The organism is Micromonospora sp. NBC_00617 (genome assembly GCF_045161355.1).
Taxonomy (GTDB): domain Bacteria; phylum Actinomycetota; class Actinomycetes; order Mycobacteriales; family Micromonosporaceae; genus Micromonospora.
Map to the genome: position 1 here is coordinate 2,089,946 of NZ_CP107751.1, position 25,174 is coordinate 2,115,119.

The 25,174-nt window shown below is 73.7% G+C and carries 21 protein-coding genes; 14 read left to right on the forward strand and 7 right to left on the reverse strand.

Annotation, left to right across the window (positions count from 1 at the left end):
- Positions 1 to 11: 11 nt before the first annotated feature.
- Genes OG505_RS09420 through OG505_RS09435 form a run of 4 tightly spaced genes read left to right on the forward strand, consistent with a single transcriptional unit; the run spans position 12 to position 2,941 of the window.
- Positions 12 to 626 (forward strand): ATP-binding cassette domain-containing protein, encoded by a 615-nt coding sequence (locus OG505_RS09420; RefSeq protein WP_405432582.1) that lies wholly within the window; start codon positions 12 to 14, stop codon positions 624 to 626.
- The gene (locus tag OG505_RS09425; protein WP_405432583.1) at positions 623 to 1,534 is read left to right on the forward strand and encodes an ABC transporter permease; all 912 of its coding nucleotides are present in this window, start codon (positions 623 to 625) and stop codon (positions 1,532 to 1,534) included. Before OG505_RS09420 ends, OG505_RS09425 begins: the two co-directional genes overlap by 4 nt.
- Positions 1,527 to 2,663: an asparagine synthase-related protein gene (locus OG505_RS09430; protein ID WP_405432585.1), complete on the forward strand. Its 1,137-nt coding sequence runs from the start codon at positions 1,527 to 1,529 to the stop codon at positions 2,661 to 2,663. Before OG505_RS09425 ends, OG505_RS09430 begins: the two co-directional genes overlap by 8 nt.
- On the forward strand, positions 2,660 to 2,941 hold the full coding sequence (locus tag OG505_RS09435) for a PqqD family protein (RefSeq protein WP_405432586.1): 282 nt from the start codon (positions 2,660 to 2,662) through the stop codon (positions 2,939 to 2,941). Before OG505_RS09430 ends, OG505_RS09435 begins: the two co-directional genes overlap by 4 nt.
- A gap of 58 nt (positions 2,942 to 2,999) precedes the next feature.
- Here the strand turns inward: OG505_RS09435 and OG505_RS09440 are convergent, their stop codons facing one another.
- From OG505_RS09440 to OG505_RS09460, 5 genes are all read right to left on the reverse strand, one after another.
- A complete protein-coding gene (locus OG505_RS09440) occupies positions 3,000 to 3,407 on the reverse strand; it encodes a lasso peptide biosynthesis protein (protein WP_405432587.1) in 408 nt (135 codons plus the stop codon).
- Positions 3,400 to 4,326, reverse strand: coding sequence for a nucleotidyltransferase family protein (locus tag OG505_RS09445; protein ID WP_405432589.1), 927 nt, complete (start codon positions 4,324 to 4,326; stop codon positions 3,400 to 3,402). The genes OG505_RS09440 and OG505_RS09445 overlap by 8 nt, the downstream gene beginning before the upstream one ends.
- Entirely contained in the window at positions 4,323 to 5,153 is an 831-nt protein-coding gene (locus OG505_RS09450) for a hypothetical protein (RefSeq protein WP_405432591.1), read from the reverse strand. Before OG505_RS09450 ends, OG505_RS09445 begins: the two co-directional genes overlap by 4 nt.
- Before the next feature lie 93 nt (positions 5,154 to 5,246).
- Positions 5,247 to 8,003, reverse strand: coding sequence for a fibronectin type III domain-containing protein (locus tag OG505_RS09455; protein WP_405432593.1), 2,757 nt, complete (start codon positions 8,001 to 8,003; stop codon positions 5,247 to 5,249).
- 489 nt (positions 8,004 to 8,492) lie between these two features.
- Entirely contained in the window at positions 8,493 to 9,947 is a 1,455-nt protein-coding gene (locus OG505_RS09460; RefSeq protein ID WP_405432595.1) for an LVIVD repeat-containing protein, read from the reverse strand.
- 139 nt (positions 9,948 to 10,086) lie between these two features.
- Between OG505_RS09460 and OG505_RS09465 the strand changes: the two genes are divergently transcribed.
- The 4 genes from OG505_RS09465 (at position 10,087) to OG505_RS09480 (ending at position 15,335) form a co-directional block, all read left to right on the forward strand.
- The gene (locus tag OG505_RS09465; protein ID WP_405432596.1) at positions 10,087 to 10,785 is read left to right on the forward strand and encodes a DUF305 domain-containing protein; all 699 of its coding nucleotides are present in this window, start codon (positions 10,087 to 10,089) and stop codon (positions 10,783 to 10,785) included.
- Positions 10,786 to 10,828: 43 nt separating this feature from the next.
- Positions 10,829 to 12,040 carry a sensor histidine kinase gene (locus OG505_RS09470; RefSeq protein WP_405432598.1) on the forward strand — a complete coding sequence of 404 codons (1,212 nt, stop codon included), beginning with the start codon at positions 10,829 to 10,831 and terminating at the stop codon, positions 12,038 to 12,040.
- Entirely contained in the window at positions 12,037 to 12,702 is a 666-nt protein-coding gene (locus OG505_RS09475; RefSeq protein WP_405432600.1) for a response regulator, read from the forward strand. Before OG505_RS09470 ends, OG505_RS09475 begins: the two co-directional genes overlap by 4 nt.
- A 146-nt stretch (positions 12,703 to 12,848) precedes the next feature.
- Entirely contained in the window at positions 12,849 to 15,335 is a 2,487-nt protein-coding gene (locus OG505_RS09480) for an ABC transporter permease (protein ID WP_405432602.1), read from the forward strand.
- A gap of 95 nt (positions 15,336 to 15,430) precedes the next feature.
- Here the strand turns inward: OG505_RS09480 and OG505_RS09485 are convergent, their stop codons facing one another.
- Complete coding sequence (locus tag OG505_RS09485) at positions 15,431 to 16,693, reverse strand: nucleotide sugar dehydrogenase (RefSeq protein ID WP_405432604.1); 1,263 nt, start codon at positions 16,691 to 16,693, stop codon at positions 15,431 to 15,433.
- Between the two features lie 104 nt (positions 16,694 to 16,797).
- A complete protein-coding gene (locus OG505_RS09490) occupies positions 16,798 to 18,174 on the reverse strand; it encodes a serine/threonine-protein kinase (RefSeq protein WP_405432606.1) in 1,377 nt (458 codons plus the stop codon).
- Positions 18,175 to 18,704: 530 nt separating this feature from the next.
- On the opposite strand from OG505_RS09490, the gene OG505_RS09495 reads away from it, so the two are divergent.
- The 6 genes from OG505_RS09495 to egtD all read left to right on the forward strand — a co-directional run bounded on the left by OG505_RS09495 (position 18,705) and on the right by egtD (position 25,149).
- Positions 18,705 to 19,550, forward strand: a complete 846-nt coding sequence (locus OG505_RS09495; RefSeq protein WP_405432608.1) for a sigma-70 family RNA polymerase sigma factor — start codon at positions 18,705 to 18,707, stop codon at positions 19,548 to 19,550.
- A gap of 16 nt (positions 19,551 to 19,566) precedes the next feature.
- A complete protein-coding gene (locus tag OG505_RS09500; RefSeq protein WP_405432609.1) occupies positions 19,567 to 20,484 on the forward strand; it encodes a hypothetical protein in 918 nt (305 codons plus the stop codon).
- Positions 20,485 to 20,639: 155 nt separating this feature from the next.
- Positions 20,640 to 21,875: an ergothioneine biosynthesis glutamate--cysteine ligase EgtA gene (gene egtA, locus OG505_RS09505; RefSeq protein WP_405432611.1), complete on the forward strand. Its 1,236-nt coding sequence runs from the start codon at positions 20,640 to 20,642 to the stop codon at positions 21,873 to 21,875.
- A gap of 115 nt (positions 21,876 to 21,990) precedes the next feature.
- A complete protein-coding gene (gene egtB / locus OG505_RS09510) occupies positions 21,991 to 23,343 on the forward strand; it encodes an ergothioneine biosynthesis protein EgtB (protein ID WP_405432613.1) in 1,353 nt (450 codons plus the stop codon).
- 40 nt (positions 23,344 to 23,383) lie between these two features.
- Positions 23,384 to 24,130 carry an ergothioneine biosynthesis protein EgtC gene (gene egtC, locus OG505_RS09515; RefSeq protein ID WP_405432615.1) on the forward strand — a complete coding sequence of 249 codons (747 nt, stop codon included), beginning with the start codon at positions 23,384 to 23,386 and terminating at the stop codon, positions 24,128 to 24,130.
- 53 nt (positions 24,131 to 24,183) lie between these two features.
- Positions 24,184 to 25,149 carry an L-histidine N(alpha)-methyltransferase gene (gene egtD / locus OG505_RS09520; protein WP_405432616.1) on the forward strand — a complete coding sequence of 322 codons (966 nt, stop codon included), beginning with the start codon at positions 24,184 to 24,186 and terminating at the stop codon, positions 25,147 to 25,149.
- Positions 25,150 to 25,174: the final 25 nt, after the last annotated feature.

Here is a 25,174-nt window from a genome sequence, read left to right on the forward strand (position 1 = left end):
TCATCCTCGCCATGCTGCGACTCGACGGTGCCGGGCGGGCCTTCGGGCGGCGCCGGGTCTTCTCGGGGCTCGACCTGGAGGCTGCGCCCGGCACCCGGCTGTTGCTGACCGGCGGCAATGGTGCCGGCAAGACGACCCTGTTGCGCTGTCTGGCCGGCACCCTCGCCTTGAGCACCGGCCGGGCGACCATCGCCGGGTGGCCGGCCGGCACACCGGCGGCCCGCCTTTTGGTCGGCGTCGCTTTCGCGCCCGAGCAGACCCTCAGCGGCCGGCTCTCCGGGCACGACAACCTGATGCTGGTGGCCCGGATGCGGCTGCCCCGCCGGAAGGCTGCCGCAGCGGTGGCGGAGGTCGAGGAGGAGTTGGGCATCTCCGATTACGCCCGACTGCCCGCCCAGCGGTGTTCCGCCGGGATGCGGGCCCGGATCAGCGTCGCCCGCGCGCTGCTCGGCGCCCCGCCGCTCCTGCTGCTCGACGAGCCCGGGCGGTCCCTGGACGCCGCGGCTCGGGCGCTGTTCTGGGCCGCGCTGGATCGCCGTCCGGGCCTGACCTGCGTACTCGCCTCGCACCTGGATGAGGATCGCGCCCGGTGCGACCGCACGCTCGCCATGCCGGTACGTCGATGAGCAGCGACCTGCGCTCCGCCGACGCCCTCGGGGCAGGACGGGCGCCCCGACCGACCGGCACCACGGAGCCCGGTCGCGCCAGCGCGGTCCCCGACGCACCACCGACCTGGCGGGCCGGCGGTCGTGCCGTGCTGGCGCTGCTGCGCCGGGACCTGGCCGAGCGTCGTGGGCTGCGGCTGTCGTTCCTGCTGGACCTTGGGTTCGGGCTGCTCAACCTGCTGGTTTTCCTGTTCGTGTCCCGGGTGCTCATGCTGTCCCCGACCAGCGACTTCGCCCGTTCGTCCAGCTACTTCGACTTCGTCGCGGTGGGCATCGTGTTCCTGCTGGTGATCCAGGCCGCGACCGTGCAGGTGGTCGCCCGGGTGACAGCCGAGCAGCGGGACGGAATGCTGGAGTTGCTGGCCGCGCAACCCGTGCCCGGCTGGGCGCTCGCGCTTGGGCTGGTCGGTCACCCGTTCGCCTTCGCGCTGCTGCGCGCCGGGGTGTATCTGGGCCTGCTGGCCGGGTTCTTCGGTCTGCACGTCGGCGATGCCTACTGGCTCGGGGTGGTGGTCGTGCTGGTCCTCGGGGCGCTGTGCGCGCTGCCGTTCGGGGTGGTGCTGATGGGGTTCGCGGTCGCGGTCGGTCGCGGCGACCCATTGGCCCGGCTGCTGGTGGTGGCCCTGTCGTTCCTGTCCGGCACGTACTTCCCGATCTCGGCGCTGCCCGACATCCTGCACCCGGTGTGCGCGGTGCTGCCCACCCGGATGGCGCTGGACGGCCTGCGGCACGCGCTCACCGGGGGCGACTGGGCGGGGGCGGCGTGGGCGCTCGCCGGTATCGCCGCCGTACTGCTGCCGTTGTCCGCCTGGATGTTCGACCGCGCGCTGTGGTTCGCCCGGCGCAGAGGGGTGCTCACCCGTGACTGACCTCGTACCGCTGCGTCCCACCGACCGCGATGTGGCGTGCGGCATCGTGCTGGGCCTGGACCCCGCCGCGTCGACACCGGCCACCCCGTCCGGCCCGGCGCCGACGCCGCTGGTGGCCCTGGAGCAGGCGGTGCTGCCGGCGCTGCGCCGACCGCCCTGCCTGGTCAGCTTCTCCGGCGGGGTGGACTCCTCGCTGGTGTTGGCGATCGCCGCCCGGGTGGCGCGGCGGGAAGGGCTGCCGGACCCGGTGCCGGTCACCTGGCGGTTCACCGACGCGCCCCGCGCCGAGGAGTCGCCCTGGCAGGATCGGGTGATCGCCGAGTTGGGGCTGGCCGCACAGTGGCAGATCCTCCAGGCCGGCGACGACCTGGATCTGGTCGGGCCCGTCGCCCACCGGCTGCTGAGCCGGTACGGGCAGGTGCACCCGCCCAACCGGCACCTGCACCTGCCGATCGTCGAGCTGGCCCGGGGCGGTGCGCTGCTCACCGGGGTCGGCGGTGACCAGATCCTGGCCGGTTGGCGGCGGCGTCCCGGCTCGGTGCGGGCCCGGCTCGGCCGGCTGCGGGCCCGGTGGCGGCATCGGAAGCCGGACCCGTTCCCCTGGCTGCGCCCGGAGGTGGCCCGGCAGATGAGCCGCGCGTTCCGCGTCGAGCAGCGCGCCGAGCCGCACCGGCTGGCTGGGCGGATCGCCTGGCACCTGCGCCGCCGAGACCTGACGATGACCCGGGCGAGTTTGGCCGCGGTCGCCGCCGACCACGCCGTGCTGGCGGTGACGCCGCTGCTGGACGACGGGTTCGCCGCCGCCCTGGCCGCCCACCACGGCGGGCTGCGCGCACCGTCCCGGCGGGAGTTGCTCGCCGCGATCACCGATGCCGCCCTGCCGCCGCTGATCATCGCGCCCCGCCGTAAGGCCACCTTCGATGAGGTGTTCTTCCGGGCGCCGACCCGCGAGGTGGTGCGCGCCTGGGACGGCGGCGGGGTCGACGAGTCGCTGGTGGACGTGGCGGCGCTGCGCCGGGAATGGTCGGGCTGGCCGATCAACCCGCGGACGGCGGCGCTCGTGCAGCAGGTGTGGCTGGCCGACCGGTCGGCTCCGAGGAGACAAACCACCCTGGAGGTGCCGAGGTGACCACCGATACCGCGCCCGTCTATCGAGTGCTGGCCGACCGGGTCGCCTGGCGGTCGGCCGGCGACGAGACCGTGCTGCTGGACACCCGGCAGTCGGTCTACTTCGCACTGGACCGCTCGGCCGCGCTGCTGTGGCCGCACCTGCTGGCCGGCGCCACCGCCGACGAACTGTCCGAGGTGCTGGCCGGGCAGGCACCGATCGGCCGGGACCGGGCCGCCGCCGACGTCCGCGCCTTCCTCGCCGAGCTGGAGGCCGCCGACCTGCTCGAACGCCTCTGACGCCCGCCGAGCTGCGCGCTCAACGCAACGGGCGGCGCGGTCCGACCCGCGGCCGTGGTCAGGGCAGCCAGGAGCGTGGGACCGGGCGGCACAGGATCTCCGCCAGCTCGTGCCGGTGCGGGTCCGGGTCGCCGTCCAGCCAGGCGTGGGCGTGGAACCCGACCCCCGGCGCGCTGACCCCGATCACCACGGTCCGCGCCACCCGCTGCCGGGCGAACCAGCGTTGCCGCACCAGCGCGCTCTCCAGGCAGTTGCCACCGCCCCGGCCCAACGCGCGCCGGACCAGGGTGTCGGTGCCGCCGGGCGGGGGCGCGGGAAGGTGTACGGCGTCGAGCCCGCCTCGGGCGAGTTGGCGGCGTACGCGCCGGCAGGCCAGCAGCGTCCACGCCACCACGGCCAGGCCGAGCGGCCCGTGCCGACGAATCACCCGGGCCAGGGCGCGCAGCGCGCGTACCGAATCAGGCATGATGCCGCCGCCGCGCGGTCCGCAGTTCCCGCAGCACCCGGGGCAGCCGCCCGACGTGCCGGCCGATCCGCCGGGCGTACGCCCACAGCAGGCCCCACCGGCCGTGGTGTGCCCCCGCGTCGAGCAGGCGCAGGTGCACCGGCAACGGCAGCACCAGCCGGGACAGTGCTCGCAGGCGGTGCCCCGGCCCGGACAGTTCCGCCAGGTGCGCCAGGCCGACGGCGGTGGGGCTGGACAGGCGGGCGGCGAGCCATGCCGACGACGGGCCGTGCGTGGACGACAGGCCGAGCCGGGTCGCGACGGCCACGCCGGCCGGTAGCACCCCGAGCCCGACCGTGAACGCCGGCACGGCGTCGCAGGCCACGGCGAGCCGACCGGCCGCCTCCCAGGCATCCGGGGGCAGCACCTCAAGGGCGCGGGCCAGGTCCCGGGCGGGCTTGCCGAAGCCGTGGGGACTGGCGGCATGCAGGGCGGCGATCAGGGCGGCGCCGACGGCGTCGGGCACGAGGACGTGCCCGCCGGCCAGGTCGAGGTGCTGCGCCCCAGCGCGAAGCGACCGCCACAGCTCGTCGTAGTCGCCGACCCCGGCGAAGCCGCGGTGCAGTTCCATGGTCAGCGGCAGTGGCCCGGGGGCGTGCCAGGGCTGCTCGTGCCAGTACGCCCCGACGTCGTACAGGTCGGGGGGCAGTTTCGGCCGGTAGCCGGCGGCGAGCAGGGCGTCCTGCGCGGCGGTGACGGTGTCCGGCGCGACGAGCAGGTCCACGTCGGCGTAGAGCCGGTCGGTGTCGAGCCGGCGGGCCAGGCCGGCACCCTTGAGCAGCATGCTGTCGACGCCGTGGTGGCGCAGCGCGTCGCTGGTGGCCACGGCCAGGGCGTCGAGGGCGAGGCAGCGCAGGGCGAGGCCGGGGGTAGCGGTCACCGCAGCGCCCCGGCGGGGGTGAGCGTGCTGTCGAGGAGTCGGTGGGTGGCGTCGAGGGCCGCCCAGTCCCGCGGACGGGTCAGGTCGTATCCGGGCCGGCCGGCCAGCGTGAGTAGCGCGGCCGAATCGGAGGGCAACTCGGGCAGGGAGCGCCGGGCGGCGAGGCGGGCCAGCAACTCGGCCGGGCCGATCGGCGTCAGCGCGAGCCCGTCGCCCCAGCGCAGGAAGATCCAACCGCCGAGCGGCAGTCGGGGCGCGATGGCGGGCAGGGTGACCCGCAGCCGGGTCGCGTCGCGGACCTCCCGGGTGGGCAACCCGAGGCCGGGGACCGGTTCCCGCAGGTCGACGCAGCGCGGCCCGGCGAGCACCTCGTCGCCGTCGCAGACCACGATGTCGTCGGCCAGCACCGGCACCTCCCGGTCGGCGAGCGCCGCGAGCAGCGTGCTCTTGCCGGCGGTACGAGCACCGAGCACCACCCACGCCCGTCCGGTGTGGACGAACGCCCCGGCGTGGAAGGTCTCCCGCCCGGCCCAGCGGTTGACGACGACGGCCACCGGAGCGAGGTAGGGGTGGGCGAGCACGTCGGCGGCGAGCGGCGGCCCGTAGAAGGTGGCGTCGCCGGTGGCCCGGTCCAGTGCGAGGGTACGACCGTCGGTGAGCTGCCGAACCATCCGGTCGCCGTTCAACGGCACCCGTGGCGGCGGCGCGATGTGGCGTTGGCACACGGTCACCGGGCGGCTTCCCGCTGGCGGGTACGTCGTGGCGGGCAGCTCGGCGACCTCGTCGAGACCCCGGATGTGCAGCCCGTACGCGGATCTGGCTGGCATGTGTCTCCTGGTGCGGCTCAGGGGCGCGCGGACGGCGCCGGGTGGGGTGTGGCCCCCACCCGGCGCCTGGTCCGGCTCGGACGGATCAGTGGCTCAGCGCAGGCTGCCCTGTACGTTGGTCAGCTTGCGGCTCTTCGCCGCCCGCTGTCCGGCCTTCTTGGCCGCCTTCTCCTTGGCCGAGGTGACCGCCGTCGTCGCGGTGAGGGTCGGCGGGATGACCGGTCCGCCGCCGATGGCCTCGACGTCCCAGCCAGCCCAGAACCTGCCGCCCTTGTCCACCTCGAAGCTGAGGGAGATTGAGGCGGTCTGCCCGGGGACAAGGCCGCCGATCGGCAGCGGCACGGTGAGCGTGGTGGAGAGCCCGCCGCCCGGCGGGTCCTCCGCCGGTGTGTCCATCCGGAGGTTCTGCACCGTCACCTGCTGCCCGCCGACGGTGAACGTGGAGGTGGTGGTGTCCGGGTTGGCCAACCGCAGTTCCGCCGGGTTGGGCGGGTTCGGCCCGCCCGGGATGGGAGCGCCGTTGGCCTGGCTGAGCGTGGAGATCCGCAGCCGCACCAGGGTGGCCGGCGTGACCCCCCGGTTGGTGATGCCCCGCCGGACGATCAGCCGCTTCGCGCTGGTCGGGGTGGCCGGGACGACCTGCTGGTTCGGCGCCTGGTCGGCCGCCTTGCTCGGGTCGAGCAGGGTGGTCTGGAGGATGCTGCTCTGTTCGAACGGCCCGAACTGGCGCAGCGGCGACGGTGAGCCGAGAGCGGACGGCACCCCGTTGATCGGGCCGAGGGTGGTCGCCACCAACCGGAAGTCGGTCTGGTTGTTGAAGGTGTTCTGCGGTGTGCCGAAGACCCGCAGCCGTACCCAGGCGCTGCGGACCGTCGGCGGGCTGGTGAACGTCCCCAACGGGGTGCCGGTGGACCAGGCCGGCAGGCTGCCGGCCGCGTCGGTGATGGTGTTGGCGGCGTCGGGCACCCGCAGCCGCAGGCCGGTCGGGCCGGTGTTCGGCACCGGCCCGAGGGTGGGCACCAGCAGGTCCGCCGGGATGGTGGGGAAGGAGATGTTGTACCTCGCGCTGCCGATCAGGTAGCCGTTCCGGGGACTGATGGTGGTCTCGGTGTTCGGGATCACGATGGACACGCCGCCGGGGGCCTCCACCTTGATCCCGGGCAACTGCATCGGGATCGAGGTGTTGTTGTAGAGCACCACGTACTGGTCGTACTGGGTGGGCGTGTTGGCCAGGCCGGACTGCCGGAACTGGTCGATGAGCAACTGGCCGGGCACGCCGTTGACCTGCACCGGCACGGTGTTGGAGGTGGCCACGGAGTTGGTGATGGTGGAGTTGTAGACCACGAACAACTGGTTGAGGCCGAACGCCGGCAGCTTCAGGGTGAAGCTCGCCCGGTTGCCCCCGACGGTCTGGGTGCCGAGGTTGGCGGTGACTCCGGTGCTTTGCCGGTCGAAGATGGTCACCGTGCCGCCGACCTCGCCGGGGCCGAGTTCGGCGGTGAGGGTGGTCGGGCTGTCGAAGTTGACCGAAGCGGCGTTGACGGTCACGGAGACCACCGTCTCCGGCTGCACCACGAGGCGGATCTGCTGGACGTCGGTGAGCCCGGCGCTGTCGGTCACCCGCAGGTCGAGGCCGAAGGTGCCGACCACGGTGGGCACACCGCTGATCTCGCCGGTGTTCGGGTTGAGGGTCAGTCCGGGTGGCAGGATGCCGGCAGCGATCGACCAGGTGTACGGGGCCACCCCGCCGACCACGGCGGGCCGCAGCGAGATCGGCGCATTGATCTCGGCCAGCGGGATGGAGGTGATGACGATGTTCGGGGCCGGGGTGACCGGGATGGTGATCAGCCGGCTGCCGATCTCTGCGGTGCTGCCGACGACCCGTACCACGAAGGCGAAGCTGCCGGCCGTGGTCGGGATGCCGCCGATGTTGCCGTTGTTCGGGTTGAGGGTCAGCCCGGGTGGCAGGGCCCCGTAGGTGATGGAGAACGTCCACGGGGCATGGCCCCGGGAGACGCCGACGTTCTGGCTGTAGGCCACGCCGACCTCGGCGGAGGCGCCGGTCCAGAACACCCACGGCGAGTCGTTCGGGGTGACCGGGTGTGACGGCGCCGATTCCGGCCCGAGCCCCTGGCCGGTCAGCGCGGCGACTCTGAAGGTGTAGGTGAGACCGGCGGTGAGGCCGCCGACGGTGGCGGTCAGCGGCGTGGCCAGCACCGTCTGCGACGGCTGCTTCACCCCGCCGATGTACGGAAAGATGATGTAGTTGGTGATCGGCGAGCCGCCGTCGGAGACGGGCGGACGCCAACTGACCACCGCGGTCGTGACGTCGGCGGTGGCCGCGATGATGCTCGGCGGGTCGGGCAGGGCGAGCAGCCTCGGCGGGGCCGAGCGCTTACTGGCCGGGCCCGCGCCGGCGGCGTTGCGGGCCGCCACGGTGAAGGTCCAGGTGTCCTTCGCCGACGTCAGCTTCAGCGTGGCGTTGGTCGTGGAGGCGTCGACGGACGTGGACTTGGCCTTCGTGCCGTTACGGTAGTGCGTGACCACGTAGCCGGTGATCGGGCTGCCGTTGGCCGCTGGCGCCTTCCAGGTGACCACCGCCTTCGTGCCCTTGCGGGCCGCCTTGGGTGCGGCGGGAGCGGATGGCGGGCGAAGCTTGGCCGGCGCTGCTTTTGGTCCGGAGGGCTCCAGACGTTGGGCCGGGGCCCGCGGTACGGCGGCCTGCGCCGGCGCGGCGGTCAGGTCGGGGGCGCGTGCTGCGGCGGCGCCTGGCACCGTGAGCGCCGTCGCGACCAGCAGGCCGGCGAGCGCCGAGCCCGCCAGTGCGCGGAGACGGGATGAAGATGACATTGAACCTACCTCTCGGGGGTGGGTGAGGCATCGGGCTGGGGAACAGTGGCGGGCACGTCGATGGGCACGCCGCAGAGCCCGGAGGGTGACCGGGTGCTGCGAGGGAAGAATTCCGAAATGGACTCGTTTATATTGACATTTCGCTATCTCTGGTATACCACATTCCCGCAGGTCAGCAGCTTGATGACCAATTGCGGACACTTGCGTATCCGGGGCCCCGGAGCTGCTCCGGTCAGCCGACCAGGAGCAGCGCGCCGACTGCGGCGAGGGTGCCGGTGGCCGCGAGCAGGGTGCTCGTCAGCACGAACCGGGTCAACGGCACGGCCACGTCGGCCGCCCGGCACCGCTCGAACCACAGCAGGGCGGCCAGCGACGCCCAGGGGGCGGGCAGCGAGCTGACGTTGGTGCCGATCAGCAGGCCGTCGCCCGGACAGCGCCGGGCCCGGCCCCCGAAGATCGGGGGGCCGGGCCCGGCGTCGCGCGCGGTGCCTACCAGCTGAGGTAACCGGGCTGGGTCTGCACGTTCAGCTCCTGGAACCGGGTCAGGTTGGCCGTCCAGGTCCGCCAGTCGTTCAGCTCCAGGACGTCCAGGCCCTTCTGGATGTCGTTGGAGTAGATGTTGCCGTTGTAGTAGTACGTCGACCAGGCGCCGCCGGTGATGGCCTGCGTGTCGGACAGCGGGCCCCGCTCCCAGTACGCGATCTCCTTGGGGTGGCGCGAATCGGTGAAGTCCCAGACGGAGATGCCGCCCTGGTACCACGCCTGCACCATGATGTCCCGCCCGAGCACCGGGATCAGCGAGCCGTTGTGCGCCACGCAGTTCTCGGTATCGGCGTTCGTCCGGGGGATCTTGTAGTAGCTGCGGAACGCCAGCGTCCGAGCGTCACCGCGGCCGGTGATGTCGTAGATGGCGTCCGCTCCGCGGTTGGGGCCGACGGTCTCGTTGCAGGTGGCCGCCCCGCCGCCGCCCAGCTCGTCGGTGAACACGACCTTGGTGCCGGCGTTGTTGAAGGTCGCCGAGTGCCAGAAGGCGAAGTTGACCGTGTCGCGGACCTGGGTGATCACCCGGGGCGCTTCGCGGTTCTTGATGTCGAGCAGGACGCCGTCACCCATACAGGCGCCGGCGGCGATGTCCTTCGACGGGTACGCGGTGATGTCGTGGCAGCCGGTGGTCGCCGAGCCGGTCTCGCTGCCCGGGAAACCGCCGTCCGGGAAGAGGTTCGGCGTCGAGATGACGGCCGCCTGGGTCGGCTTCTTCACCGGCACCTTGATGATGGAGATGGAGTCGTGCGGCGGCTGGCAGTCGGGGAACTCGGCCCGCGGGCTGTACGACGAGACGTACAGGTAGACGTTCTTGCGATCCTTGCCCGGCACCAGCGTGTGGGTGTGCGACCCGCAGGCGGTCTCCACGGACTTGATGTAGCGCGGGTTGGCCTTGTCACTGATGTCGAAGACCTTGATGCCCTCCCACGACTCCTTCACGGAGGCGGGCTGGGCGACGCTCGCGCACGAGTCGTCACTGCGCGACGAGTCGGTGGAGACGAAGAGCAGGTCACCGTAGACGGAGATGTCGTTCTGCGAGCCCGGGCAGGACACCTGCGCGGTGATCTTGGGCGCGCTGGGCCGGGAGATGTCGTAGACGACGAACCCGTTGTAGTTGCCGGCGAAAGCGTACTTGCCCTGGAACGCCATGTCGCTGTTGAGCGCGGCTGTCGTGTCGAACGGCGCCTGCTTCGGCAGGTTGGCGATCTGCCGCAGGTTCGGGCTGCTGCGGATCTCGTCCACGCCGGGGATGTCGCTGGCGGCGGCCTGTGGTGCCGCCGCTGGCGCGGCCTCCTGGGCGCTGCTCGGCGTCGCCACGGCGACGCCGGTCAGCAGCAGGCCCGTTGCGGCCAGGCTGACGATGCGGAGTTGTCGGAGCCGTGCGGTGGCCAACTTGATCATCGGCGGCGCCCTTCGAAAGGGGGGATGACGTTGTCGGTACCTTACCGAGCTTCGGAGATCATCAATGTGACCCCGGTCACATATTTGCCCACTCGTCAATGGATAGGATCGCTGCGACCTCGACCTGAGGGGGTGTGGCATGACCGTCCGACGTGCTCGGTTACTGGCCGTCGTCATAACGGCGGCCATCATTGTGGTGCTGGCGGTGCTGGCTGTCCGCGCCACCGGCGACCCGGGCCGTCCGGCCACGGCCGGCGCGACCTCACCCGCTGCGACGACGGCCAGCCCGACCGGCCCGCCGCCCCCGCCGGTGCTCGTGCCGGGCCGCCCCGGCGAGCCGGCGGTCGCCCGGTCCGCCCAGGAGCTGCGCGACGACAGCCCGCCCCGGCACAACGGCCTGGACACCGTCTTCGTCCAGATGATGATCCCGCACCACGAGCAGGCGCTGGAGATGAGCACGCTGGCCCAGGATCGGGCGGCCGACCCCCGGATCCGCGCCTACGCCGACCGGATCCGCGCCGGCCAGGGCCCGGAGATCAAGGTCCTGCGCGGCTGGCTCGCCACCCGCGGGCTGCCCGAGACGGCGCCCGGCCACGACCATGCCGGCATGCGGGGAATGCAGTCACCCGAGGCGATGAAGCGGCTGACCGCCGCCCGGGGCGTCGAGTTCGACCGGCTCTTCATCACGATGATGACCGACCACCACCAGGGCGCCGTCACCATGGCCACCGACCTGCTGTCGGTCGGCGTCGATGCGACCCTCAACGAGCTGGCCACCTCACTCGCCACCGAGCAGGCCATCGAGATCGCCCGCCTGCGCGAGCTGACCCCGCCCTGACCGGCGGCCGGCCGGCCGCCACCAGCCACGACACGTACGCTGGGTGACCGTGAGACGCACGCTGTTCGGCCGCCCCCTGCGCGGCGTCGCCTTCGACGTGGCCGTCTCCGCCGTGGTGGCGTTCGTCGGCTTCGCCTCGGCGGTGGCCCAGCCCGGCGGTTGGGCCGCCACCGGCGTCGGCGTGGGCATGGCGGTGGCGCTGCTGTTCCGCCGCACCCACCCGGGCGCGGTGACCGTCGTCGTGGCGGCGCTCGCCCTGGTCCAGGTGATCGCCCAGTGGGGTCCGCTCGCCTTCGACGTCGCCGTTCTCATCGCGCTCTACAGCGTCGTGAAGTACGGCGAACGCCTGCGCGACGGCGTGCTGGCCGGCGCGGTCGCCGCCGTGGGCGTGCTCCTCGCCGCCGCGCAGACCTCGGGCGTCATCGCCTGGTGGATGACCGCGCTCTGGTACGCGCTGGTCACCGGCGCGGTCTGGCTGGTCGCGCTGAACGTGCGGACCCGCCGGCTCTACGTGCTCAGCCTGGAGGAGCGGGCCACGACCCTGGAACGCGAGCGGGAGGCCGAGTCCCGGGCCGCGGTCGCCGAGGAGCGCACCCGGATCGCCCGGGAGCTGCACGACGTGGTCGCCCACAGCATGGCGGTGATGATCGTCCAGGCGGACGGCGCCCGGTTCATGCTCGACCGTGATCCCGCCCAGGCCCGCACCGCCGTGAAGGTGGTCGCGGACACCGGCCGGCAGGCACTGGAGGAGATGCGCCGGCTGGTCGGCGTCCTGCGCGACGCGGGCCCGACCGGCGTGGGTGGTTCGGTGATGGCCGCCGACCCGGAGCACCGCCGGCTGGCCCTGGCCGACCTGCCCGACCTGCTGGCCCGCTTCGGCGACGCCGGGCTGCGCATCCGGCACACGGTCACCGGCGACGCCCTGGTCCTGCCGCCGGGGTTGGAGCTGACCGTCTACCGGGTGGTGCAGGAGGCGCTGACCAACGCGCTCAAACACGGCGGCGTCGGCGCCGGCGTCGACCTGAGCCTGTCGTACACCGCCGACGCCGTCGTGGTCCGGGCCGTCGACGACGGTCGCGGCCGCCCGGTGGTCAGCCCGGCGCCGTCCGGCGGTCACGGTCTGCTCGGCATGCGCGAGCGGGTGACGGTGTACGACGGCAGCCTCACCGCCGGCCCCCGGCCGGCCGGGGGCTGGCAGGTCGAGGCCCGGCTACCGCTACCGTCAGGCCCGGCAACGGAGGTGATCGCGGCATGACGGTCCGGGTGGTGATCGTGGACGACCAGGCGCTGGTGCGCGCCGGGTTCCGGATGGTGCTGGGCTCCCAGCCCGACCTGGAGGTGGTCGGGGAGGCGATCGACGGCGCGGACGCCCTGCGGGTGCTGGCCCGCACCGAGGCCGACGTCGTCGTGATGGACATCCGGATGCCCACCATGGACGGGGTGGAGGCGACCCGCCGACTCTGCGCCGACCGGCCGTCGGGGCCGCCCCGGGTGCTGGTGCTGACCACCTTCGACACCGAGGCGGACGCGTTCGCCGCGCTCCAGGCCGGCGCCAGCGGCTTCCTGCTCAAGAACGTCCCTCCGGAGGAGCTGCTGGACGCGATCCGGGTGGTGGCGCGCGGCGACTCGGTGGTCGCCCCGTCGATCACGCGGCGGCTGCTGGACCGCTTCGCCGGTCAGCTCGGCGCCGGCCCGACCGCCGACCCCCGGCTGGCCCAGCTCACCGAGCGCGAGCGGGAGGTGCTGCTGCTGGTCGCGCAGGGCCTGTCCAACGCCGAGATCGCCGCCAAGGTGCACGTGGCCGAGGCCACCGTGAAGACCCACGTCGGGCGGATCCTGGCGAAGCTGCACCTGCGCGACCGGGTCCAGGCGGTCGTGCTGGCGTACGAGAGCGGCTTGGTCACGCCCGGCCGATGACCCGCCGTACGACCCGGGTCGTACGGCCGGCGGGCCGAGCGCTACCTCGGGCGTACGCGGGTCGAGCGCGCAGGTGCAGGTCGATCGGATCGGCCCGGCCATAGCGTCGAAGGGGTCCGATCCGCGCCTGCACCGGGAGCCCGCACATGATCCGATCGACCCTGCGCTCGCTGCGCGCCGAGGCGCTGCGCATGCTGCTCTCCGCGCTGGCCGTCGTGCTCGGCGTCGCGTTCATCGCCGGCACGCTGATCTTCGTCGACGGGATGCGCGCCGGCGCGTACGAGCGGGCCGGGACCTTCGACCGGCACACCGACCTCGGCGTCTACCCGAGCGGCGACAGGGCGCTGCCGGCGAGCCTCATCGACAGGGTCCGCGCCGTCGAGGGCGTGGCCGCCGCGGCCGGGGAGCTGACCGGCGCCGGAGGGCTCCTCGGCGCCGACGGCCGGCCGGTGCTCGGCTACGCCGTGCTCGCCGGTATCCCCACCGAGGCCGCCCTGCGCTCGTACGACGTGGTGTCCGGCCGCCTGCCCGACCGCGCGGGCGAGGTGGTGCTCGACGCGCCCACCGTGGCCGAGGAGGGCTTCACCCTCGGCGCCCCGGTCCAGATCGGCGGCACCGGCGGCGCGGCCCGTCCGTACACCCTGGTCGGTACCGTCGACGTGGCCGGCAGCGTCCGTGACGTCGGCGGGCCGTTCATCGGCCTGGTCGGCCCGGACGCGCTCGCGGTCAGCGGTGCGCGCGGCTATGACCGGATCATGGTGGCGGCGCGGCCGGGAACGTCCGAGACGGTGCTGGCCGGCCGGCTGCGCGCGGTCGTCGCGGGCGCCGACGCCAGCGTGCGGGGCCGCCAGCAGATCCTCGACGAGGCCGTCGACGACGCGGTCCGCGACCTGAACCAGTTCATGATGCTGCTGCTCATCTTCGTCGGGGTCGCGGTGGTGGTGGCCGGCTTCGTGATCGCCAACACCTTCGCGATCGTGCTGGCGCAACGCACCCGGCGGACCGCGCTGCTGCGCCTGGTGGGCGCGACCCGGGGGCAGGTCTTCCGGGCCGCCCTGCTGGAGTCGGCGCTGGTCGGGTTCGTCGCGTCCGTGCTCGGGGTGCTGCTCGGGGTCGCTCTCGCGGCCGGTATGCGGCTGCTGATGACCCGGCTGGACGTGCCGCTGTCCGGTGGGCTGACGGTCGCCGGTTCGACAGTGCTGACCAGCCTGCTGCTCGGCACCGCGCTCACCGTGGCGTCCGCCCTGCTGCCCGCCTGGCGGGGGACCAGGGTCGCCCCGGTGGCCGCGCTCACCGACGCCGCGGTGCAGCCCGCTCGGGGCGCCGGTCGGCTGCGCCTGATCTTCGGCGCGGTGGTGCTCGGTGCCGGCGTCGCGGCGCTGGCCGGCGCCGCCAGCGCCGGTCAGGTGCTGCTCGTGGCCGTCGGCGGCGTGTTGGCGTTCTTCGGGATCGTCCTGTTCGGGCCGGTGCTCGTCCCGGCGCTGGTCCGGGCGATCGGCTGGCCGGCCCGGCGGCTGTTCGGGATGACCGCGGGCCTCGCGGTGGCCAACGCCGTGCGCAATCCGCGCCGGATCGCCGCCACGGCGACCGCCCTGGTGATCGGAATCGGACTGGTGTCGGCGTTCGTGGTCGGCGCGCGCAGCACCAAGGACGGCATCGAACGCAGCGTCGACGCCGAGATCGGGACAGACTTCGTGGTCAGCGGCATCGGTCAGAACCTGCCCGCCGCGCTCGCCGGTGAACTGGCCGCGCGCCCCGAGCTGGGCGTGGTGCACGAGCAGCGCAGCACCGTCACCGGCGACATCGAGGTCCGCGCCGCCCACCCGGCGCTGGTCGGCCGGACGCTGACCGGAGTGCTGGCCGGCGACGTCGGGCGGCTCGGACCGGGGCAGGTCCTGGTGCACCGGGAGCTGGCACAGGCGCGCGGCTGGCAGGTCGGCTCCCCGGTCACCATCGCGGGCCGGCCGTTCCGGGTGGCGGCGGTGGTCGCCGACGACGCGCCGGCCATGGTCGCCAGCGCGGCGCCCAAGGGGCACGTCATTGACCTGGACGACGCGGACTTCGCCGCGCTCTTTCCCCGCGAGCGGGGCTTCTTGGCCGAGATCGACCCCGCCAACGGCGTGAGCGCCGTGCAGGCCCGCGACGCGATCGAAACCGTCCTGGCCCGCTATCCGACGGTGAACCTGATGGACCAGGGCGCGTACAAGAAGATGCTCACCGGCACGGTGGACATGCTGTTGGCCTTCGTCACCGCGCTGCTCGGCCTGGCCGTGGTGATCGCGTTGGTCGGCGTGGCCAACACGCTGAGCCTGTCGGTGGTCGAGCGCACCCGGGAGAACGCTGTGCTGCGGGCGGTCGGGCTGACCCGCGCCCGGATGCGGGCCATGCTCGCGGCGGAGGCGGTCCTGATGGCGCTGGTCGGAGCGGTGCTCGGCATCGGTCTGGGCACCGGCGTGAGCGCCGCGGCGATGGCGCTGCTGGCACGTCTCGGTGGGGACTTCCACGTGGTGCTGCCGCTCGGTCAACTCGGGCTGATCCTCGGCGTGGCCGTGCTGGCCGCCCTGCTCGCGTCGGTGCTCCCGGCCCGCCGGGCGTTGTCGCGGCCCGTCGTCGAGGCGCTCGCCGACCAGTGATCTCGGCCGGCTCCGTCTCGGGGCCGTCGGGCGGACATCCGCCGGCCGGCCCCGCCATCTTTCCCCGGCGGCGGGACCGGCCAGCGGTGCCGGGTCTAGAGGCGCTCGACCATCTCGCCGACGCACCGGTTGCGGGTGTCGAAGACGTAGCGGGCGTGCCGGACCACCAGGTCGTAGTCGAAGCTGTCGTGGTCGGTGACCACCACCACCGCGTCCGCGGCCCGTACCTCCCGCTCGGTGAGCCCGACGATGGTGACCCCGGCGGGAATGTGGTGGGCCTGGGCGTACGGCTCGACCGCGTGGACCTCGGCGCCGAGCGCCTGGAGGCGGCGGGCCACGTCGATGGCGGGGGAGTCCCGCATGTCGCCGGTGTTCTTCTTGTACGCGAGCCCGAGCAGCAGCAGCCGGGCGCCGCTCACCGCCCGGCCGGACCGGTTCAGTCCCGCCATGATCCGCTGCGCGACGTGCTCGGGCATCTCGTGGTTGACGTCGTTGGCCAGCTCGATGAACCGGAACTGTCGGCCGAGGCGCCGTTTGACCTGCCAGGACAGGTAGCACGGGTCGATCGGCAGGCAGTGCCCGCCGACGCCGGGGCCGGGCCGGAACGGCAGGAACCCGAACGGCTTGGTCTCGGCGGCGTCGATCGCCTGCCACACGTCGATGTCCAGGTGGTGCGAGAGCATCGTCAGCTCGTTGATCAACGCGATGTTGACCTGGCGGAACGTGTTCTCGATCAGCTTGGTCAGCTCGGCGACCCTGGTGGAGTCCACCGCGACGGTGCGCTCCACGAGGCGCTGGTAGAACCCCTGCACCTGGGCCAGCGACACCGAGTCGACACCGGAGACCACCTTCGGGGTGTTCTCCAGTCGCCAGGTCGGGTTGCCCGGGTCGATCCGCTCCGGGCTGTAGCCGAGGTGGAAGTCGCCGGGGCTGGTCAGCCCGCTGGCCGACTCCAGCAGCGGTCGGAGCAGCTCCTCCGTGGTGCCCGGATAGGTGGTCGACTCCAGGATCACCGTGCAGCCCGGCCGCACGTACGGGCCGATGCCGACGCCCGCCTGCTCGACGAAGCTCAGGTCCGGGGTGCCGTCGCGCAGCGGGGTGGGCACGGTGATGACGCAGATGTCGAAACCCTCGGCGTCGGTGTACTCCGTGCTGGGGCGGTACCGACCGCTGCCCAGCGCGCGGCCCAGCCGGTCGGTGGGGATGTCCTCCACGAAGGACTCACCGGACGCGAGCCGCTTCACCCGGTCGGCGTCGACGTCGAGGCCGACGACGTCCAGGCCCGCCTCGACGGCACGCATGGCCAGCGGCAGTCCGACGTACCCCTGACCGATCACGACCAGCTTCTCAGCGCTCACCCGGGCTCCCGCGGCAGATGGTGGAAATGACCTGCTGGGAGCCTAGAGGGGTCTTCGGCGTTGTAAGTCCGTTTTGGGGATATCGGTGCTGGTGGGGTCGACGGTCAGCGGCCCCCCGGCTCCTCCGGAACGGTCGGCGGCGCCGTGGTGGGGGGCGGTTCCGTCGCGGGAGGGCCGGTCTTCGGCGGGTCGGTCTTCGGCGGGTCGCTGGGCGGCGGCGCGGTGGTCGCGCTCGGCGTCGCCGACGCCGGGCTGGACGACTGGGAGGGCTGCACGCTCGGCGCGGCGGTGACCGACGCCGACGTGGTGGCGTCCGGGACGGTCGGCCGGTTCGGGCGCTCCGGATCGTCGGTGCTCTGCTCGTCCGCCGCCGGCAGCTCCGCCTGCTGGGTCGACCCCTGCGTCGCGGAGGTCGTCGGCAGGTCGACGGCCGGCTCGTCGTCGCCGGTGTTGTGTGCCGCACCCAGTGCCGCCCCGAGACCGATCAGGGCGACCAGCATGGCGGCCGCCGCGCCGACCAGTGGCCCGCGACGTCGCTGACGCGCGACATCCGCCGTGCTCGCCACCGCCGCGCCGACCGGCACGTCGGTGCGGGTGCCCGGTCCGGCCTCGCGCAGCGGGACCGCCGCCGCCATCGCCGTCGGCGGCTCACCGCCGGTGACCGCGGTGCGGGCGGCCTCGGCCATGGCCGAGCCGCTGGTGAAGCGGTCGAGCGGGTCCTTGGCGAGGGCCCGCGACACCAGCGCGCGGACCGCCTCCGGGATGTCGTGCGGCAGCTCCGGCGGCTCGTCGTCCAGATGCCGCACGGCGACCTGGAGGGGGTTGTCCCCGGTGAACGGTGGACCGCCGGTGAGGCAGCAGTAGGCGACCGCGCCGAGCGCGTAGATGTCGGTGGCGCCGCTGACCGGACGACCGGCGGCCTGCTCGGGCGCCATGTAGAGAGCAGTGCCGGGCACCGCGTTGGTGCTGGTGATGCTGGTCACGTTGGTGGAACGGGCGACACCGAAGTCGACGAGGACGACCGTGCCGTCCTCCTGGACCAGCAGGTTGCTGGGCTTGACGTCGCGGTGCACGATGCCGCCGCGGTGCGCCGCGCTCAGCGCGTGCGCCGCCTGACCCACGATCGACATCGTCTCGGCCACGTCGAGCCGACCGGCCGCCTCGATCCGCTTGGACAGCGGCTCACCCTCGACGAACTCCATGACCAGGTAGTCCGCCCGACCGCCGTCGGGCAGGTCGTCCTCGCCGCAGTCGTACACCTGCACGATGCCGGGGTGCCGCAGAGCGGCCATGATCCGTGCCTCGGCCCGGAAACGGGCGATGAAGTCCGGGTCGGAGACCAGCGCCGGCAGCAGGACCTTGACCGCGACCTGCCGGCCGAGGACCAGGTCCGAGGCACGCCAGACGTCGCCCATGCCGCCGGTGGCGACACGTTCGTCCAGGCGGTACCGCCCGCTGAGCACGACCTCCGATGACAACACAGCATTACCGTACCCAGAGCGGCGGGCAACGGCGCGCTGCGGTTGATCGGCCAGGTGGTCGTACCCGCCGGTCCGTCCAGTCCGACCTCAGTGGACACGGCCAGATCTGTGACGACATGACAGCGGCACGTGACAAAACCCGACACATCCCGGCGTACGGTTGCCGGATCACCGCCGCGGGCGGTCTCCCGGCCCACGGAGCGTCCGGTGGTGCACACCTGTTACGGCGGCACGCCGTCCGGACGGCTTGATAATTGTCACTCTTCCGTGACGCGATCCCGACTTGTCGCTCGGATGGTCCCCTTTTACCGTTAGCCCGGCTCGGGGCCGCCCGGCCGGCCGCGCCTGGAGAGTCGAGAGCCATCGCGCCGGTGCGGACGCCCCCCGGCCGGCCCGGACGCGGGCGCGAAGCGGATTCGGTGGAGGGCGGTGCGCGTGCGGGAGCCGGTGGGGTCGACGGTGCGCGCGCGGAGAGCGCCGGCATGGCGCGTCGGGCCGGCCCGCCGTCCGGAGCGACCCGTGAGCCGCGGATGACCGGCGAGCTGTCCGAGGCGGTCACCGCCGCGCAGGCCGGGGACGAGGACGCCTTCCGCTTCCTGTACCGCAGCCTGCAGCCGGGTCTGCTGCGCTATTTGACCGCCCTGGTCGGCGCGGACGCCGAGGACGTGGCGTCGGAGACGTGGTTGCAGATCTCCCGTGACCTGCCCAACTTCACCGGCGGTGAGTTCCGCGCCTGGACGGTCACCATCGCCCGTAACCGGGCCATGGACCATCTGCGCCGGCTGCGTCGACGACCGTCGCTGCCGGTCCCGGTGCAGGCGCTCACCGAGTTGGCCGGCGACGGTGACACCGCCGAGCGGGCCGGCGAGACGATCAGCACCGAGGCGGCCCTGGCGCTGATCGCCACGTTGCCGCCGCGTGAGGCCGAGGCGGTGCTGTTGCGGGCCGTGATCGGGTTGGACGCTGAGTCGGCCGGTCGGGTGCTGGGGCGTCGGGCCGGGGCCGTCCGGACCGCCGCCCACCGTGGGCTGCGGCGGCTGGCCACCGTGCTGGACCGACAGATGGTGACCGCACCGCCATCCGACGGTGCCGTCCCGACCCGGGCGGCCGACGCGCCGGACGGGGTGTCCGCGCCTGACGCTCCGACCACACGGCCTGTGCCTGCCGCGCCGGGCCCGGTGTCTGCGCCGAACGCGCAGGGCGCGGTGTCTGCGCAGGGCCCCGCGTCCGCGTCGAACGCGCAGGGCGCGACTGCGGCGCCGGCCCTCGGCGCCGACGGCGTCGCACCGTCGATCGGCGCCGAGGTGGTCCCGCCACCTCGCGGACGGACCGGCCGATCCCGGCGGACGTCACACGCCGAGCAGGCGGACGGCTGACGTGAGGGGATTCCGGATGAACCCGTACCGGCCGGACCGGCACGCCGGCCGTGCCGAGACCGAGCGGCTGCTCGACGCCACCCGCATCGACGCTGCCCTCGACCCCGAGGCGTCTCTCCGCCCGGACACGTCTTCGGACTCCGACACGGCCCGGCACGTCGACATCGCCGTCGACCCCGACGTGGCCCCCGACCTCGACGCGGCCGAGCGGCCCCGCGCGTCCGCCGCCTCGCCGGCGTCCGCCGACCCGCTGGCGCGGCTGCTCGCCGCTGCCGCCGGCCCGGCCCGGCCGGGGGAGCTGGCGGGCGAGGAGGCCGCGCTGGCCGCGTTCCGGGTCGCCCGGGCCGCCGCCTCGGAGCCGTCCGCAGCCCGACGACCACGCAGCCGCCGGCTCACCACCGGCGCGTTGGCCTGGATCGGAGCGCTGGCCGCCACCGCCACCGCGGGCGCCGCGTTCGCCGCGGCCGGCCTGGACCGGGCACCCGACCCGGTGCCGCCGGCGCCGAGCAGCGCGCCACCGAGCGCCAGCGATCCCGCGGCGACCTCGTCGACCGCGGCGACCACGTCGACCGCGCCGAGCCGGTCGGCCTCGCCGGGCCCGCCGCCCCCGGCCAGCACTGGGTCCGTCGGTGCGGCGCCGAACGGTCAGCTGCACGGGCTGTGCCGGGCCTGGCGCGCAGGAAAGCCCGAGCAGCGGGAGAAGAAGTTGCGGACGCCGGCCTTCCAGCGGCTGGTGGCGGCCGCCGGTGGCGTCGCCGCGGTCGAGGAGTACTGCCGGCGACTGGTGCCCGAGGCGAAGCCGTCGGCTCCGGCGCGACCGTCCCCGTCGGCTTCGGCGCGGCCGTCTGCCCCCGCCGAACCGTCCCCGGCGGCGACGCCGCCCGGATCGGCGAAGGTCAAGCCCTCCCACCCGGCCGGGCCGGCCGCGAACTGAGCGTCCGGCCGGCGCGTTCGTTCTGCCGTGCACCGGGAAATTCTTCTGTTAGACAGAAGTTGGTGGCACCGTCGACGCCGCCGACAGTGTCGGTGGGTGGGTTTACGGTGGCACAGTGTTCCGGAGCTGGCGCACGACGAAGGAGGCTGCACCCGATGGTGACGTCGCCCGAGCTGGACCGCAGCGCGATCCTGCGGGAGTCCGCCGCCGCAGGCCGACATCTCGCGCGCATCTGCTTCAAGACGGGCCCCCCGACGTACACGGGCGTCGAATTGGAATGGACCGTGCACGACGCCGCCGACCCCGCCCGACCGGTCGACCCGGTGCGGCTGCGGGCGGCGCTGGGGCGCCACTGCCCCGTCACACTGGACCCGACGAGCCCCGCCGAGCCGCTGCGACACGGCGGGACGGTGACCCTCGAACCGGGCGGCCAGTTGGAGATCTCCACCCCGCCGCGCTCCTCGACCGGCGCGCTGATCCAGGCCACCGAGGCCGACATCGCCCAGGTCACCGGTCTGCTGGCCGCCGCTGGGCTGACCCTCGGCCGCAGCGGGATCGACCCGCACCGTCGGCCCCGCCCCGTGGTGGACACTCCCCGATACCGCGCCATGCGTCGCGTCTTCGACCGGCGGGGTCCGGCCGGCCGGACGATGATGTACAGCACCGCCGGTCTCCAGGTCTGCCTCGACATCGGCGAGCCGGACCAGGTCGCGCCGCGCTGGGCGGCGGCCCACGCGGTCGGGCCGCCGTTGCTCGCGGCGTTCGCCTCGGCCAGCCGGCACGCCGGGCGGCGCACCGGCTGGGCGTCCGCGCGAATGGCCGCCTGGTTGGCCATCGACCCGGCCCGCACCCGCCCGGTGTGGGTGCCCGGCAACGCCGACGAGGATCCGACGACCACCTGGATCCGGTACGTGCTGGCCGCGCCACTGCTCTGCCTGCGCCGACGCGGCCCGAACTGGGCGCCGCCGCCGGGTGTCACCTTCGCCGACTGGCTCGACGGGGCGTTGCCCCGCCCGCCCACCACCGACGATCTTGACTACCACGTCAGCACTCTTTTTCCACCCGTGCGCCCGCGCGGCTACCTGGAGCTGCGCTACCTGGACGCCCAGCCCGACCGGGACTGGCGTCTCCCGCTGGCGGTGCTGAGCGCGCTGTTCAGCGACCCGGGCACCGTGCGCACGGCGTACACGATCGGCGCGCCGGTGGCGCACCGCTGGTCGGCGGCCGCGCGGCACGGTCTGTCCGACCCGACGCTGGCCGCCGCCGCGGCCGCGCTGCTCGACCTGGCCCTGGCCGCACTGCCCCGGCTGGAGCTGCCGGCCGGCACCCACGACGAGGTCCAACGAGGCGTACGACGGCGGCTGGTCGCCGCACAGAGGGGAGACCGGTGAGCGCGAGGAGTGAGCCGGGGTTGCGAGCCCCGCAGTCGCGAACGAAGGCGGACCGGTGAGCGCGAGGAGTGAGCCGGGGTTGCGAGCCCCGCAGTCGCGAACGAAAGGGAGACCGGTGAACGGCGAGACGGTGAGTGAGCGCACGACGGAACATCCCGAGGGGGAGCGGCTGCGGGGGCGGATCGCGGCGGAGTTGGCGCGTGCCCGGTCCCGCACGGCCCTGCTGACCGAGGCGGTCGACGACGCCGACCTGATGCGCCAGCATTCTCCGCTGATGTCGCCGTTGGTGTGGGATCTGGCGCACGTCGGCAACCAGGAGGAACTCTGGCTGGTCCGTGATGTGGGTGGCCGCGAGCCGGTCCGCTGCGACATCGACGAGCTGTACGACGCGTTCAAGCAGCCCCGCCGCGACCGGCCCGCGCTGCCGCTGCTGCCACCGGCGGAGGCGCGTGCCTACCTGGGCACGGTCCGGGACAAGGTGCACGACCTGCTCGATGCCGTGAGTTTCACCGACCGGCCGCTGGTCGCCGACGGGTTCGCCTTCGGCATGATCGTTCAGCACGAGCAGCAGCACGACGAGACGATGCTCGCGACCCACCAGTTGCGCGCGGGTGCGGCGGTCCTGCACGCCCCGCCACCACCCGAGCCGACCGCCCGCGTCGGCGGTGAGGTGCTGGTGCCGGCCGGGGAGTTCACGATGGGCACGGACACCGACCCGTGGGCTCTGGACAACGAACGTCCCGCGCACCGCGTCGACCTGCCCGCGTACGTCATCGACGCCGCGCCGGTCACCAACGGCGAGTACGAGGCGTTCATCGCCGACGGCGGGTACGCCGACCCACGGTGGTGGAGCGCGGCGGGTTGGGAGCACCGGGTTCGGGAGCAACTCGTCGCGCCGATGCACTGGCGTCGCGACGGCGACGGCTGGGCGTACCGGCGCTTCGGCCGGTGGGATCCGGTGCGCGCCGACGAGCCGGTGGTGCACGTGTGCTTCCACGAGGCGCAGGCGTACGCCGCGTGGGCGGGCAAGCGTCTGCCGACCGAGGCGGAGTGGGAGAAGGCCGCCCGGTGGGATCCGGCGACCGGGCGGTCGCGCCGCTACCCGTGGGGCGACGAGGACCCGACCGAGGCGCACGCGAACCTGGACCAACGCCACCTGCGGCCGGCGCCGGTGGGCGCGTACCCGGGCGGCGCGTCGCCGCTGGGCGTGCACCAGCTCATCGGGGACGTCTGGGAGTGGACGTCGACCACCTTCCGCGGGCATCCCGGCTTCACCGCGTTTCCCTACCGCGAATACTCGGAGGTCTTCTTCGGCGACGACTACCGGGTGCTGCGCGGCGGCTCGTTCGGTACGGACCGGTCGGCCTGCCGGGGGACGTTCCGCAACTGGGACTACCCGATCCGGCGGCAGATCTTCAGCGGCTTTCGCTGCGCCCGGGACGCCGCGCCGGACGAGTCGCGCCGGTGACGCCGCACCGGGCCGGTGCGCTGGCGACCATTTTGCGCTGATGTGTCGTCACCTGGCCTATCTGGGGCCGCCGGTCACGCTGGCCGAGTTGCTGTTCGAGCCGGCGCACGCACTCGTACGCCAGTCCTGGGCGCCTCGCGACATGCGCGGCGGCGGCACGATCAACGCCGACGGGTTCGGCGTCGGCTGGTATCCGAGCGACGGCGAGCCGGTGCGGTACCGGCGTGCCCAGCCGATCTGGAGCGACCCGACGCTCGCCGAGCTGGCGGCGGTGACCCGCGCCGGCGCTGTTCTGGCCGCGGTCCGCTCGGCCACCGTCGGGATGGCGGTGCTCGACGGCGCTGCCGCGCCGTTCGCCGAGGGGCGCTGGCTGTTCAGCCACAACGGTGTGGTCCGGGGCTGGCCGGACGCGGTGGTGCCGCTCGCCGCCGGCCTGCCGGTGCGTGACCTGCTGACCCTGGACGCGGCCACCGACTCGGCGCTGCTGTGGGCGCTGGTGCGGCACCGGCTGCGCGCCGGCGACGACCCGGCGGAGGCGGTGGCCCGGACGGTGGCCGAGGTCGCCGTGGCCGCCCCGGGGTCGCGGCTGAACGTGCTGCTCACCGACGGGCGGCGGGTGGTGGCCACCACGTCCGGCCACGCGCTGTCGGTGCGTGCGGCGGCGGGCTCGGTGCTGCTGGCCTCCGAGCCACACGACGACGACTCCCGGTGGCGGCCGGTGCCGGAGGGGCACCTGGTCACCGCCACCGTGGACGAGGTGCGGATGTGCCCACTGCCGACCCGGTGAGCAGCACCGGTCGGGCAACGCGAGGTGTGTGACTGAGCAGAGAGGCAGGACCGATGACAGCGGAACCGTTGGAGATCTACCTTGAGCCGCAGGACCTGGAGCGTGGTCTGCGTCAGGACGTCCGGGCCGGGTTGACCGCCGAGGCGAAGTGGCTGCCGCCGAAGTGGTTCTACGACTCACGGGGCAGCGAGCTGTTCGAGGAGATCACCCGGCTGCCCGAGTACTACCCGACCCGGGCTGAGCGGGCGGTGCTGGCCGAGCACGCGCCGGACGTGGCGGCGCTGACCGGCGCCAAGACCCTGATCGAGCTGGGCTCCGGCTCGTCGGAGAAGACCCGGCTGCTGCTGGACGCGCTCACCCGTCAGGGCGGGCTGGGCACGTTCGTGCCGCTGGACGTGTCGGTCAGTGCCCTGCTGGGGTCGACCGCGCAGATCGCCGCCGACTATCCGGGGCTGCGGGTCCGGGGCATCGTGGGTGACTTCACCCGTCAGCTCGACCGGCTGCCCACCGGCGGTCAGCGGCTGGTGGTGTTCCTGGGCGGCACGATCGGCAACCTGCTGCCGGCTGAGCGGGCCGACTTCCTGGCCGCGATGCGCGCCGCGCTGGAGGTCGGCGACTGGCTGCTGCTCGGCACCGACCTCGTGAAGGACCCGTCGGTGATCGTGCCCGCGTACGACGACGCGGCCGGGGTCACGGCCGAGTTCAACCGCAACGTGCTGTACGTGATCAACCGGGAGTTGGGCGCCGACTTCGACCCGGAGGCGTTCGAGCACGTCGCCCACTGGGATCCGGACCGCGAGTGGATCGAGATGCGGCTGCGGGCGACGCGCCCGATGCGGGTCCGAGTGCTGGACCTGACGGTCGAGTTCGCGGCGGGGGAGGAGCTGCGGACGGAGGTGTCGGCGAAGTTCCGCCCGGAGGGGGTGGCCGCCGAGCTACGCGACGCGGGCTTCGCGGCGGCGAACTTCTGGACCGATCCGGACGGGCTCTTCGGCGTGACGTTGGCCCGGGCGCGGTGAGGCTGTTCATCCACGACTTGCGGCC

Bases quoted from the DNA above. Each gene is read 5' to 3' on its own strand.
- OG505_RS09420 (WP_405432582.1), top strand. From the start codon at position 12: ATGCTGCGACTCGACGGTGCCGGGCGGGCCTTCGGGCGGCGCCGGGTC.
- OG505_RS09425 (WP_405432583.1), top strand. From the start codon at position 623: ATGAGCAGCGACCTGCGCTCCGCCGACGCCCTCGGGGCAGGACGGGCG.
- OG505_RS09440 (WP_405432587.1), bottom strand. From the start codon at position 3,407: ATGCCTGATTCGGTACGCGCGCTGCGCGCCCTGGCCCGGGTGATTCGT.
- OG505_RS09450 (WP_405432591.1), bottom strand. From the start codon at position 5,153: ATGCCAGCCAGATCCGCGTACGGGCTGCACATCCGGGGTCTCGACGAG.
- OG505_RS09455 (WP_405432593.1), bottom strand. From the start codon at position 8,003: ATGTCATCTTCATCCCGTCTCCGCGCACTGGCGGGCTCGGCGCTCGCC.
- OG505_RS09460 (WP_405432595.1), bottom strand. From the start codon at position 9,947: ATGATCAAGTTGGCCACCGCACGGCTCCGACAACTCCGCATCGTCAGC.
- OG505_RS09465 (WP_405432596.1), top strand. From the start codon at position 10,087: ATGACCGTCCGACGTGCTCGGTTACTGGCCGTCGTCATAACGGCGGCC.
- OG505_RS09475 (WP_405432600.1), top strand. From the start codon at position 12,037: ATGACGGTCCGGGTGGTGATCGTGGACGACCAGGCGCTGGTGCGCGCC.
- OG505_RS09480 (WP_405432602.1), top strand. From the start codon at position 12,849: ATGATCCGATCGACCCTGCGCTCGCTGCGCGCCGAGGCGCTGCGCATG.
- OG505_RS09495 (WP_405432608.1), top strand. From the start codon at position 18,705: ATGACCGGCGAGCTGTCCGAGGCGGTCACCGCCGCGCAGGCCGGGGAC.
- OG505_RS09500 (WP_405432609.1), top strand. From the start codon at position 19,567: ATGAACCCGTACCGGCCGGACCGGCACGCCGGCCGTGCCGAGACCGAG.
- egtA (WP_405432611.1), top strand. From the start codon at position 20,640: ATGGTGACGTCGCCCGAGCTGGACCGCAGCGCGATCCTGCGGGAGTCC.
- egtC (WP_405432615.1), top strand. From the start codon at position 23,384: ATGTGTCGTCACCTGGCCTATCTGGGGCCGCCGGTCACGCTGGCCGAG.
- egtD (WP_405432616.1), top strand. From the start codon at position 24,184: ATGACAGCGGAACCGTTGGAGATCTACCTTGAGCCGCAGGACCTGGAG.